At 32.2% G+C, this 12,876-nt stretch carries 11 protein-coding genes and 1 other annotated feature; of the genes, 1 reads left to right on the top strand and 10 read right to left on the bottom strand.

Translation table 11 applies throughout. The features are described 5' to 3' along the window. Positions 1–124 precede the first annotated feature (124 nt). Positions 125–1,255: a tetratricopeptide repeat protein gene (locus N4A40_04105; protein ID MCT4661022.1), complete on the bottom strand. Its 1,131-nt coding sequence runs from the start codon at positions 1,253–1,255 to the stop codon at positions 125–127. A 9-nt stretch (positions 1,256–1,264) separates the two neighbouring features. Further along, positions 1,265–3,025 (bottom strand): B12-binding domain-containing radical SAM protein, encoded by a 1,761-nt coding sequence (locus N4A40_04100; protein MCT4661021.1) that lies wholly within the window; start codon positions 3,023–3,025, stop codon positions 1,265–1,267. Positions 3,026–3,248: 223 nt separating this feature from the next. On the opposite strand from N4A40_04100, the gene N4A40_04095 reads away from it, so the two are divergent. Then, positions 3,249–3,446: a hypothetical protein gene (locus N4A40_04095; protein ID MCT4661020.1), complete on the top strand. Its 198-nt coding sequence runs from the start codon at positions 3,249–3,251 to the stop codon at positions 3,444–3,446. A 99-nt stretch (positions 3,447–3,545) separates the two neighbouring features. On the opposite strand, the gene N4A40_04090 is transcribed toward N4A40_04095, so the two are convergent. The 8 genes from N4A40_04090 to N4A40_04055 all read right to left on the bottom strand — a co-directional run. Next, on the bottom strand, positions 3,546–4,553 hold the full coding sequence (locus tag N4A40_04090; GenBank protein MCT4661019.1) for a hypothetical protein: 1,008 nt from the start codon (positions 4,551–4,553) through the stop codon (positions 3,546–3,548). A gap of 28 nt (positions 4,554–4,581) precedes the next feature. Continuing rightward, entirely contained in the window at positions 4,582–5,235 is a 654-nt protein-coding gene (locus N4A40_04085) for a transglycosylase SLT domain-containing protein (protein ID MCT4661018.1), read from the bottom strand. Positions 5,236–5,456: 221 nt separating this feature from the next. Beyond that, positions 5,457–7,160, bottom strand: coding sequence for an arginine--tRNA ligase (gene argS, locus N4A40_04080; GenBank protein MCT4661017.1), 1,704 nt, complete (start codon positions 7,158–7,160; stop codon positions 5,457–5,459). A 60-nt stretch (positions 7,161–7,220) separates the two neighbouring features. Then, positions 7,221–7,436: a binding site (T-box leader), on the bottom strand. A 68-nt stretch (positions 7,437–7,504) separates the two neighbouring features. Next, positions 7,505–8,521, bottom strand: a complete 1,017-nt coding sequence (locus tag N4A40_04075; protein ID MCT4661016.1) for an alpha-hydroxy-acid oxidizing protein — start codon at positions 8,519–8,521, stop codon at positions 7,505–7,507. A gap of 29 nt (positions 8,522–8,550) precedes the next feature. Next, positions 8,551–9,135, bottom strand: coding sequence for a GerMN domain-containing protein (locus N4A40_04070; GenBank protein MCT4661015.1), 585 nt, complete (start codon positions 9,133–9,135; stop codon positions 8,551–8,553). A 13-nt stretch (positions 9,136–9,148) separates the two neighbouring features. Next, entirely contained in the window at positions 9,149–9,562 is a 414-nt protein-coding gene (locus N4A40_04065; protein MCT4661014.1) for a DUF523 domain-containing protein, read from the bottom strand. A gap of 14 nt (positions 9,563–9,576) precedes the next feature. Continuing rightward, positions 9,577–11,949: an endonuclease MutS2 gene (locus N4A40_04060; GenBank protein MCT4661013.1), complete on the bottom strand. Its 2,373-nt coding sequence runs from the start codon at positions 11,947–11,949 to the stop codon at positions 9,577–9,579. After that, on the bottom strand, positions 11,950–12,876 hold a 927-nt coding region (locus N4A40_04055), incomplete at its 5' end, for a U32 family peptidase (GenBank protein ID MCT4661012.1).

The following is a 12,876-nucleotide window of genomic DNA, read 5'->3' as shown; positions in this document are numbered from 1 at the left end:
CCTCCTTCCATTTCCAAATTCATTGTACCACACTTTTGGAAATTCTTCCAACTTTTTTGTAACTCTTCAAAAAAATTAGTAAAGCACTTGTTTTAAAATTTAACCCAACAAAAAAGAACCATGACTAATTCATGATTCTTTCAATTTCATTCATACATGCTCTAACAATAGGATCATCTGGAGCAATTTCACTAGCTTGTTCAAAGTCTGCTCTTGCTCTTCTATTTTCACCCATTTGTAAATAAGCTACTCCTCTATTGCACAAAATCTCTGCATTATTTGGTTCAGTTTGCAATATCTTATCAAACTGCTCTATTGCTTCTAGATTTTGGTTAAGTGAAACATAGCAAAGCCCAAGTTCATTTATAGCATCTATTTGATGAGGTTTCAGCATAAGCACTCTCTCAAATTTTTCTATAGCTACCTGGAATTCTCCAAGTTGTCTATGTGCAAGTCCAAGCATAAAATGCAAGTTCCACCATCCTGGATAATGTTCCTCTAGACCCTTTAAATCTTCTAATCCACCATCTACATTACCGCTAAGTATTTTGGTATACCCAGTTTCATATGTTACTTCATCTTTTATATTTTTTAGATTGACCTTAACTTCTTCTCTCAAATTCTCATCCGTAGCAAGCACTAAGTATTTTTCCCACATCAACTGAGCTTTTATATACAAATTGTTTTGGTAGTAGTGATATCCTAATTTGTAATAAGCAAGAGAATAAGCTTCATCTATATTCAATATATGTTCGTAAATCCTAGTTGATTCAGTTACAAACAAATTAGCATGCGCTATTTCTTTATTTTTTAAATGAGATTTAGCTTTTTCTTCATATGCAAATGCCAATGTATAATATAGATCAGGTCTTGTTATATCCAAAAATGTCGCTGCTCTTAGGTAAATTATTCCGTCATCAAGTTGTCCATTTTGAACCATTTCTATACCCTTTTTCCAAGAATAATTCTCTATTTCAGAATCATAACTATATAGAAGGTTTTCATAGACTTTTCGGTATTTCATATTTTGATCTACACCAATACTGTATAACATACCGTCTGCTATCTTTATCCATTCTATATGCTCAATCATCTCATTTAATTTTACTCCACGAACCAAATCATCTATAACTATAGGTATTGGCATATCTGCTTTTAAAACCAATTCTTCTTTTATCTCATAATCTTTTTTAAGCTCTATAAACGATAGATTTTCTGCTCTTTCTAAATAATATTGATCAATTGTCTGATTCATAAAAACCTCCTATTGTAAAAACTCTTCATTTATTCTTTGCACTAAACAAATTTCATATTTTAAATATCCGCCCTCTTTGCTAAACAAATATATTGGATCTTTGATATTGATTTCTTTATAATCCGTTTCTATCAGTCCTAGTATATCATATTTGAACTTTTCTATAGTAACTTGATTAACTAATTTTTTGGCAGGTATGTTTTCATATTCAGGTAAATACTTAGCTCTATACTCGTCATTTTGCAAAAAATTATGTTTAGCTTGATTAAATGACTTATCAATAGCGCCTTCATACAATAGCTTTCCATTTTGACTCTTCATGTAATCAAATTTCAACAATTCTCTAAATAAATCTGCATGTTCTGAAAATTTAAACTCATAAAATTCTAATAGCAAATTGTATAGTGTTTTTAAGCCATGCTGACAATTGTGATAATCTTTCGACTCCCAATAAATAGCAAATTCCTCGAATAATTTAAATGGTCTCATATCGTAATGCTTTATTAAAAATTCTAGACTGTGAAAAAAGCGTCTTTCATTTCCATACTTTTCAACTAAATCCTCTATTGTTTTCAATTGCCTAAATTCTTTAAAGCTCATATATTTATTTTCAAACACCTCATAAACAGGATAATTGCTGAATTTGTACTCATGAGTATCTGCATTTAGTCGAAGACTTGATCCTTTTAGCAATTTCAAAAATCCTAACTGTATTTTATCTGGTTTCAGATTATATACATCGTCAAATGATTTTCCAAATGTTTCATAGTCTTCATATGGTAATCCTGCTATCAAATCTAAATGCTGATGAGAATTTCCAATTTCATCTATTTTCCTCACTGTCTCTGCTAATTGTTCAAAGTTAGTTGTTCTGTGTATGGCTTTTATTGTCTCTGGATGTGTAGTCTGTACTCCAATTTCAAATTGAAATAATCCTACTGGTGCTTTAGACAATATATCCAAAAATTCTTGATCAACTAAATGTGCTGTTATTTCAAAGTGTACATTAGTGTGCCTATTATCATTTTCTATTATAAATTCCATTATTTCTTTTGCATGATTCTTGCTTGCATTAAATGTTCTATCTACAAATTTTATCTGCTTAACTTTAGCTTCTAATAATTTTTTCAAATCACTCTTTGCTCTATCTAAGCTAAAATATCTAAGTCCTCTAATAGTAGATGACAGACAAAATGCACAATTGAAAGGACACCCTCTAGAACTCTCGTAATAAACTATCTTGTTTTGAAAATTCAATAGTTCTGATTCTGTATATGGAAACGGAATATCATCTAAATTTTTAATTAATTCTCTATCAGGATTTTCAAATATCTTTCCTTCAGATTTAAAAGTTATTCCATAGACTTCTTCTAAATCCAATCCTTGCTCTAAAGTATTAAAAAGATCTCGTGCTGTAGCTTCGCCTTCGCCTCTTATTATTATATCTATATATTGATTTTTCTCCAAACAGGCTCTAGAGTCATAAGTAACTTCAGGCCCTCCAAGCACTATAGTTATATCCGATCTAAGCGTCTTTATCATTTCTGCAACTCTAAGTGTTTGCTCTAAGTTCCAAATATAAACAGAGAAACAAATCACATCTAATTCTTTCCTAAATATTTCTCCTACAATATCATCTTCATGTTGATTTATCGTATATTCTTCTATTCTAATTTTTACCGGAAGTGACTTACAATATTCTCTTATATATCTTATCGCCAAATTTGAGTGGACATACTTTGTATTTAGCGATGTCATTAAAATTTCCATCGTTGTGCCTCCTACTATCACTACTTTGTACCATAATTAGTCATTATGACAATATATCACTATATGCACTAACTGTCAACTTCTTTCCCTCAAATTTTATACTTCTAGCACTAGTAAATCTATGTTATAATAGTGGTACATGAATTACAAATAGTAAGTATTATTTGATATCACAATCATTTAAAGAAATATAATCATGTTCTTTAGAAAGGAGTTCTTATTTATGCAACAATTCGAAAAAATTTCTATCTCTGAAATTTCAAAGAGAGATATGCTTTTAATTTTAGAGGCTTTAGAATTTACTGGCACAAAAACTAGTGTTGATGATTTCATTCAATTAAAAGATGCTATTGTAAAAGATTTGAGCGAATTAGCCGAAACATCAGAAGACCAGTTTTTAACATATCTACAAGATCTTTAATGATTAGTTAGAACAATAAGTAAGAATTTCTTACTCTAATTTGTATGGCTTTATAATATAAAATAGGTATCCTTTCTACATTTAAGGATACCTATTTTTTTATTTATTTTTAATTTTAAAAAATCTAAATCGGCCTATTTTAGTATCAACTATCATTTTGACATATTTATCATTTTCCCCTTTTTTTAATACAACTGCTTCTTTTAGCAAATCATGCACTATTCGTTCACCTTCAGAATATTCAAATGGGTCATTCAAATGTTTGAATTTGGTTTTTAGGTTTGAAGGTTGAACCCTACCTTTTCTAAGCCTTATCAAGTAATTCAAAATTGCTTCAATAAAGTCTTGATCCTTAACTAAAAGTTCACCATCTTCTGCATTTTTTTCCACTAATGCTTCTATAAATATTTCATAAAATACTTCATGTTCTCTTAGCTTTTCTCTATTTTCTAACCACGAATCTATCCTTGTAAGTATCTTTATTTTTTCTCTTTCAAAATCTACATTTAAATGTCCCGCTCTAGTTTCTAACGGTTTTCTATAATGTTTGCCATATAAATCTAAGTAGCGTTCTCTAGAAAATGACATGAGCTCTTCTTTTACTAACTCTCTCATTCTATCCTTATCTATATTACCCTTGTTTATTTGCCAGTAATACATACTCATGCTAAGAGCATAAATTTCAAATAAAGATTCTAATGATCCTGTAGACCAAAGTATATGCTTCAAAAGTACATCTTGGAGTTCAGACTTTCTAGAATTAACAAGTGCCAATACAATTCCTCTGAGCGCTAGTAATTCATCGCCTTTTTCCCAATAATAATCTAAATTATCATCACCTAAATATATTAGCTTTTTAGAACTTCCGTGTCTGTAATATCTCCACAATTTAAGTTCTTCTAAAAATCTACTTGAATCTATTTCTATGGCTACCTTTTCTTGTAATGGTCTGAGTGATTTTATGGTTATAAGAAGTATCTCTGTCTTGTACGACCACTGACCCTCTTCTTCAAAACTAAAATACCCTTTATCGTGTTCTATTTTTTGATATTCTCTTACGTCTTTTACTATGCCATGCCAAAAAGCTTCTATTATCCGCTCTTCCATGTCATCCTCTCCTAATTATGTCTTCTATTTACTGTTCGTTCTCAAGGTTTTTTCTGTAATTTGAAGTCAATTGAATTACTCTATTTGAGTAAACGCTCTCAGCTGGATTTCTATGCCCACCACGAGATGCCACATATTTTTTCAATCCACCCTGACCTCTGTTGTACGCAGTAAGCACTTGATGTATATCATTGTCATATACTTTAAATAAATATTGTAGATGTGATGTAAAAAGCCTTATATTATACTTAGGCTCAAATAGTTTCTCTCTACTATATTCTATACCCAAATTTTTAGCCCATGGTTTAGCTGTATTTTCCATCAACTGTCCAAGCCCTCTAGCTCCGGCATAACTTACTAGGTTTGTATCAAAATTACTCTCTAGTTTTATCAACCCCAGTACTAAAACTGGATCTAGTTCTTTTTCTATACATTGATCATATAAATAAGTTGACACATCTTCGCCAAGCTTACTTTCTTCATTTATATACTTGATGAGATTATCTCTGGTCCAAATTTCGATTAATGGCTCTAAATCAACTGGATCTATCGTCTTAGCTAGCTCTGTAGTTTTTAATATTATTGCATCTTTCTCTTCACTTATTTCAGCTTTATTAACAAATAAAAATCCCACTACAAGAGCTATCATCATCACGATTGCAATTTTCTTTTTCTGAATCATCTCATCCACCTCCTAACATAAACGCTATTATATATGAGGTGTCTTGCAAAAATCAAGTCTTTTAATCAAATTGTAATCTTGACATTTTTTGTAAATAATGACTTTTGATTGAAGTTCCAGTGTTTTCAACACTATATTTTTTAGTCAATAAAAAAACAAAAAGCTCCAATTTACATACTGAAGCTTTTTGTATAATTTATCTAATAATAAAATACTGACTCCTACATTCTCTCTGGAGTTTCAATTCCTAATAAATTCAAACCATTTCTTATAGCTGTTTTTGTACATTCAACTAACAACAATCTAGCCATTTTTAATTCTTCGGTTTCTGCAGTCATAATAGGACATTCTTGATAGAATCTATTAAACGCTTGAGCCATGTCAACTGTTCTTCTAGTAATAATACTTGGCTCATTTTTCTCCATAGCATCAACTATAACTTTAGGGAATCCTTGTATCAATCTGATTACATTCATTGAAGCTTCATCTTGAAGCAAGCTATAATCTACATCAACACTAGTTTCTACTTCCGCTTTTCTAAGTATACTATTTGCACGGCTATAAGTGTATTGTACATAAGGACCTGTCTCTCCTTCAAATGACAATGCACGATCCCAATTGAATTCGTAATCTTTTATTCTACCATTAAACAATTCTTGGAATAATATAGCTCCTATACCTACTTGTTTAGCAACTTCTTCTTTGTTTTCTAAGTTAGGATTCTTGCTCTCAATAATCTCTTTAGTTTTAGCAACTGCTTTTGATAAAACATCTTCAAGAAATACAACATTACCTTTACGAGTAGACAATGTTCCGTCCTTTAAGTTTATAAGACCAAATGGAACGTGGATACAATCTTTAGCCCATTCATGTCCCATAAGTTCTACAACTTTCATCCATTGTTCAAAGTGTAGTTTTTGCTCTGAACCAACTACATATATATTTTTATAAAAATCGTAAGTTTCTTTTCTGTAGCAAGCTGCTGCTATATCACGAGTGATATAAAGTGTAGATCCATCGCTCTTTTTGATAAGCGCAGGTGGCATATTGTATTCTTCTAAATCTACTATAGTAGCTCCTTCTGATTCCTGTAATATACCTTTTGCTTCCATTTCTTCAACGATTTTAGGCATTTTATCAGAATAGAAACTTTCACCAGCAAATGAATCGAAATGGATGTTCATCATATCATAAACTTTGTTGAATTCTTTCATACTCTCATCTTTAAACCATTTCCAAAGATCGTATGCTTCTTGATCTCCTTCTTCTAGTTTTCTAAACCAATTTCTTGCTTCATCTTCTAATTCAGGGTTGCTCTCTGCTTCTTTGTGAAATTGAACGTATAATTTAAGTAATTCTTTTATAGGTGCTTCTTCAATAAGTTCTTGTTTACCCCACTTTTTATAAGCCACTATAAGTTTACCAAATTGTGTTCCATAATCTCCTAGGTGATTGATTGCAACAGCATCAAATCCCAAAAATTTATAAATCTTGTAAAGCGAGCTACCTATTACAGTTGTTCTTATATGTCCTATATGGAAAGGCTTAGCTATATTAGGTGATGAATATTCAACTATAACTCTCTTTCCTTCTCCCATATTAGATGATCCATAACATTCTTTTTGCTCTGATACATCTTTTAATACGCTCTCTGCAAAAAGTGCTCTGTTTACAAAGAAGTTTACATATGGTCCAACATTTTTCACTTCACTAAAATACTTGCTATCACTCAACGACTTAGTTATTTCTTCAGAAATAATTTGTGGCGCTTTTCTAAATGCTTTTGCCAATTTGAAACATGGCATAGCATAATCTCCCATTTTAAAATCTGGTGGTGTCTCAATTAACTCAAGTACTTCTGTTTCTGATAATCCTTCTACTTGTCCGCTCACTAATTTAGCTATCTCTACTTTAAAATCTAACATTTAGATTCCTCCCTTTCTAGATAAAAAACGCTCTGATAAATAAAAAAACTCGTCTCTAATAAAAGAGACGAGATAAATTCCCGTGGTACCACTCCAATTGATGCTTTCATACAAAAAACATCCACTCGAATCTTTAACGCAGATTTACGGCTAACTTACTCACTTCAGTCGCTTCTCTAAGGCTCTCTTCCAATTTAGATGTGTACTGGACTCACACCAACTCCAGCTCGCTAATACATCTGATCTAAAATGTACTCTCCTCTTCATCGAATTTAAATATTCATTTCATTATGAAATACTGTAAAAAATGATACCATAGATTTACACTTTATGCAAGAATAATTTTACGCTCTCATGATATTTTCAAAACTAATGTCCGAAATTTCACTACATCCAGTCAATATCATAGCTTTATATAATTCATTTTTCATAGTATCCAAAATAAGCTTTACACCTTCTACTCCACCACCAACAGCTCCTGTTATTATCGGTCTACCAACTAATACAACATCTGCTCCAAGTGCTAAGTATTTATACACATCTATTCCAGATCTAATTCCACTATCTGCCATTATAAGAATTTCGCCTTTAACTTCATCCGCTATATCCTTTAATACATCTGCTATCCCAGCTACTGAATCTAAAACTCTTCCACCATGATTAGAAACCACAATAGCTTTCGCACCAGCATTTACAGCTAGTCTTGCTTCCTCTTTCGTCATTATCCCCTTTAATATTACAGGCAAATCTGTAGAATTTACTATTCTTTTAAGTTCACTCTCGCTTTTAGGTCCTACTGGTTGTCCTAATAGTGCCATAGTGATTAATCCAGCCCCATCTACGTCTATTGCAATCGCAGGTGCCTTTATCTTTTCCGCTAATTTAATTTTCTCTATAATAGCATCTACTTCTCTTGGTTTAATGGTTGGTACTCCTATACCAATTTCATCCATAGCCTCTAATCCATATTCGTAAAATTCTGGTTTTGCAGTATCGCCAGTCATAGCCATTAGTTCTGTGTCTTTTGCACCCTCTACAATTATCTCTGCATAGGCTTTTTCATCTAAAAATCCACCAAAGTTTAAGCTACTACCAGTTATCGGTGCTATCATTATCGGCGCACTTAGTTTTTTACCAAATACATTTACCGACATGTCCGGATTTTTGGCATCATGCAATGTACGTAGTTTCAATTGTATCTTTGCCAGCGCCTCTATGTTATTTTTAAATGTTTTTCCAGTTCCAGCTCCACCCATTCCAGGAACTTCGCCAGCACATGCTCTTCCATCGCAGACCTTGCAAACTCTACAGGTTCCTTCATATCTCTTTCTTGCAAGTTCTCTAATTTCTTTAATATCCATATATAATCCTCCTTACAAGTCTTTTCTCTCTATTTATCAGGGAAGAATGTAGTGTCAAATGTTTTAAACTCATCTAATTCAACACCCTTTACTGTAGATTCCTCTCCTTCTATTTTTATTTTTACAGATTCTACTCCGTCAATTGCAACCATAGTATTAACTATTGCTCCTATAGCCATTTTGAAATCATCTTCTGACTTAGCATTTTTTGATAGTTCTTTTGAAAATGTTAGAGTCAATTTCGAATCTTCTATTTCCATATTTTTCAATTCTGTATTCTCTGGAATTGGATTTACAACATAGTCTAGTTCATCACCGAATGATAATAGATGTTTGATAACATAGTCGTACAACTTCATAGCTTCTGTATCGCTAGGTACTTGTACCACAAATCTCTCTCCAGTAATTTCTTTATATTCTTTTGACTTAAGGTATAGCAAATACTCAAATTCTTTTTCCGTCTCAACTTCTTCTGCGACATTTTCTTCAATCTTTTCGCTAGTCTCTTCCGCAACTATTGGCTGAGTTTCTTTAGCTTCTTCTTTTTTTTCACCACAAGCTACCCCTGTAATTGCCATCGCTGCTATCATAGTTATTAGTATAAATTTTTTCATTTAAATAAGCCTCCTAAATGTCTTTTTCTGTTTTTATTTTTATGCCTGCTTCAATAAATTTCTGCGCAGTAATTCCATTTCCATCTATTTTAATTCTTGAAAAATTTCCATCATATATTCTGCCATATCCACATGAAGGGCTTCCAGACTTCAATATAGCTTCTTTGACACCATAAAGTTTACAAATCTTGAGTGCCTCATCTGCACCTTTTATAAATTCTTTTGTCTTGTCCTCACCATTTTCATTTATCACTCTGCCATCTTTTATCTCACAAGGAGTTCTAGGCGTTTCCATACCTCCTAGTTGTTCTGGACATATAATTATAGCTTTCCCCTCTTTTATAAGCTCCTGAGCTTTTTTGCAAGTATTTGCGTTTCCATCATATCTACAACTCACACCAGCTAAACACGCACTTATTGCTATCATGAAAATCCACCACCTTATTTTATAGTAGCCACTGTAACTCCCATTCCACCTTCATTGAAATTTCCATTTCTATAGGCTTTAACATGTCTATGTCTCTTAAGTAAATCCTGAACACCTTCACGAAGTACACCGGTACCCTTACCATGTATTATAGAAACTTCTTTTAAACCTGTCAAACTAGCATCATCAAGGTATTTGTCGACTTCTAAATATGCCTCTTCTACATTCATACCTCTAATGTCGAGTTCCATACTTACGTGTTTAGACTTAATTCTACTCATGGTTTTATTTTTAGTTCTAATCGTCTTTTCTTCTTTTGATTTACCTATTTTTAATTCATTTATCGAAACTCTCATCTTCATTATTCCGGCTTGTACTAAAACCTGTCCATCTTTATCTGGCTTGGACAAAACACTAGCTTCTTGATTGTGATTTATTAATATTACTGTATCACCAGGTTTTAAATTCTTAGGAGGTTTTCTATTTGTCTGTTTAGGCATAGCCTCCATACCAGATACATCTCCGAGTTTCTTATTGAGTTCATCTCTTTTGATTTGCATTTCTCTTTGATATTTTGCTTCTTCTGGAACATGCTTCAATATCTCACGCATTTCCTTTAACAGCTCATCCGCATCTTTTTTTGCATCTTTTAATACAGCCTTAGCATCACGTCTAGCATCGTTTAAAATCTTAGTCTTTTGCTGAGCTAAACTAGTTTCTTTCTTTGTCAATTTTTCCTTAAGACTCTCTATTTCATTTTTTAATCGATCTGTCTCTTCTCTGTTTTTTTCTGTGGCTAATCTGTCTTCTTCTATTTGATTTAATACCGTCTCAAACTCAACATTATCTGACGAAATCAATCTTCTAGATTCATCTATGATTTCATCATTCAATCCCAATCTTTTTGATATCTCAAATGCGTTTGATCTTCCTGGTACTCCTATTAGCAATTTGTATGTCGGCTTTAACGAATTTACATCAAATTCAACAGATGCATTTTCTACCCCTTTGGTTGTAAGTGCAAATATTTTTAGCTCGCTATAGTGTGTTGTTGCAAGGGTCCTAACCCTTCTCTTATATAGCTTAGTCAATATAGCCATTGCCAATGCAGCACCTTCAACTGGATCTGTCCCTGCACCTAGTTCATCAAACAACACCAAGCTATTTTCGTCTACATTTTCTAATATTTCAACTATATTTGTCATATGAGATGAAAATGTACTCAAGCTCTGCTCTATACTTTGTTCATCTCCAATATCTGCAAATACTTGACTAAATACATTTATCTTACTACCAGAAAGTGCTGGTATTTGTAAGCCTGATTGGGCCATTAAAGTCAGCAGTCCTAATGTTTTTAGTGTTACAGTTTTTCCACCAGTATTCGGTCCTGTTATTACTACACTAGTAAATTCTTCTCCAAGTCTTATGTCATTTGCTACAACTTCATTCTTAGGAATAAGCGGATGTCTTCCCTTCTTTATTTTGATTATTCCATTGTTATTTAATTTTGGCATAGTAGCTTCCATTTTTAGTGATAACGATCCCTTTGCAAATATAAAATCTATCTCTGCCAATAATTTTTGATTGTATCTAAGCGCTTCTCCCTCTTCTCCAACAAGCGCCGATAGCTCCAACAATATTCTCTCTATTTCTTTCTTCTCTTTAATTTGAAGTTCTTTTACCTTATTGTTTAGCTCAACTATAGCAATCGGCTCTATAAAAAGTGTAGCTCCACTAGCAGATTGATCGTGAACTATACCTTTTACTTGAACTTTATACTCAGCTCTAACAGGTATAACATATCTGTCTCCTCTAACAGTTATTATAGCATCTTGTAAATACTTTCTATGTGAAACTAACATGCTGTTTAGTTTGCTTTTTGCTGCATCATTTTTTATTCTAATTTGTTTTCTAATTCGCTTAAGTTCTGAACTGGCGTCATCTGAAACTTCTTCTTCTGAAACGATTGCATGATTTATAGTTTCTTCTAAATCTCGATTTATAAGTAGTCTTCCAATGTAATCTTCTATAATTGGATAACTTTCTTTTTTCTCCGATCGGTCGTTCGCCAAATATTTTTGAAGTCTTCTCGCTACTCTGAGTGCATCACTTACTTTCAAAAGCGATGCTGGAGTGAGCATACCGCCTCTTATAGCACGTAATACATCTGCTTCAATATCGCTAAGTCCACCAAGTGGAGGTGTTCCTCTTTTTAATGTTAAATCCACAGCCTCTTGTGTCTCTAATTGCTTCTTTTCAGCTGTCTCAAAGTCTGTATAAGGCTTTAAATCTCTAGCTAATTCTTTTCCTATATGTGATTGTGCTTTTTCTTCCAACATATTTATTATTTTAAAATATTCTAGCACTCTCAATGCACGTTTTTGCATTTATTCCACTCCTCTTTGCATATGCCCTTTTGTATGTCTTTGCTGCTTAACTAACTCATCTATATACTTGGGACGTTTTGCCTTTTTCCCTTTTTCTAAATAGTCAATATAATAATTTATAGTTTCTTCTATTTCCATTGCGCTTTCATCAACAAATTCTAATCTTATTTCAGAAAGTCCACAGTTTTTAATTAAATTTAAATGATCTGTAAGCAATATCTTCTGGCTATTGTATAAAACGCTGTTATTCTCAGCATCTTTAAGTATTGGGAATATTTTTTCTTTCCTATCTTTTAAGCCATGGCCTGTTTTGTACTTACAATTTTTGCAATCATTTTTACACTTAGTAATCACACTAAATGGACAATTTCTCATAATCATAAGTGGTAATCTTCCATATACTACATATGAATATTCTCCACTCTCATACTCACTTAAATTTTTAAGTTCCTTCAAGTTTAGTTCTGGTGATAATGTCATACTTGTTATTTTGAAACCTTTATTTTGTCTAACAGCTAGATGGTTCATTATATTAAACCCAGCTCCTGCATGAATTTTCAAGTTATACTTTTTAGCAATTTCTAAATGTGCTATATTAGAAACTTCCACTCCATCTAAATATTTAGAAATAGAATCTAATTTAGCATCTATTTTAACTAATTCATCCTCACTAAGTATTCTATCAATTGTTGCAAATATCTCAGTAGTTCCTCTATTTATGCTCTTGGCAAAGTTTTCATCTAGTTCTGAAATCGGAAGATATACCCTATTTAAATGCTGTAAATTATCCTTTGAAAATTTGCTTAAGTCTCTATAATTTGCACTTAAATACAATTCTTTATTTCTTAAACTATTTTTGCTTTTCGAAAATAATTCATCACTAACAATTTCTCTGTTACTATCTAATTCTGGTCTTTTATGATAAAT

The sequence above is a fragment of the Tissierellales bacterium genome, assembly GCA_025210965.1.
Lineage (GTDB): Bacteria > Bacillota > Clostridia > Tissierellales > JAOAQY01 > JAOAQY01.
The sequence above is the reverse complement of the archived record's forward strand: the minus strand, read 5'-3'. Positions and strand labels throughout refer to the sequence as shown.

Excerpts from the sequence above, each read along its gene's own strand:
- N4A40_04095 (MCT4661020.1), top strand. The coding sequence starts at position 3,249 with ATGCAACAATTCGAAAAAATTTCTATCTCTGAAATTTCAAAGAGAGAT.
- argS (MCT4661017.1), bottom strand. The coding sequence starts at position 7,160 with ATGTTAGATTTTAAAGTAGAGATAGCTAAATTAGTGAGCGGACAAGTA.
- N4A40_04085 (MCT4661018.1), bottom strand. The coding sequence starts at position 5,235 with ATGATTCAGAAAAAGAAAATTGCAATCGTGATGATGATAGCTCTTGTA.
- N4A40_04075 (MCT4661016.1), bottom strand. The coding sequence starts at position 8,521 with ATGGATATTAAAGAAATTAGAGAACTTGCAAGAAAGAGATATGAAGGA.
- N4A40_04060 (MCT4661013.1), bottom strand. The coding sequence starts at position 11,949 with ATGCAAAAACGTGCATTGAGAGTGCTAGAATATTTTAAAATAATAAAT.
- N4A40_04070 (MCT4661015.1), bottom strand. The coding sequence starts at position 9,135 with ATGAAAAAATTTATACTAATAACTATGATAGCAGCGATGGCAATTACA.
- N4A40_04105 (MCT4661022.1), bottom strand. The coding sequence starts at position 1,255 with ATGAATCAGACAATTGATCAATATTATTTAGAAAGAGCAGAAAATCTA.
- N4A40_04065 (MCT4661014.1), bottom strand. The coding sequence starts at position 9,562 with ATGATAGCAATAAGTGCGTGTTTAGCTGGTGTGAGTTGTAGATATGAT.
- N4A40_04090 (MCT4661019.1), bottom strand. The coding sequence starts at position 4,553 with ATGGAAGAGCGGATAATAGAAGCTTTTTGGCATGGCATAGTAAAAGAC.
- N4A40_04100 (MCT4661021.1), bottom strand. The coding sequence starts at position 3,025 with ATGGAAATTTTAATGACATCGCTAAATACAAAGTATGTCCACTCAAAT.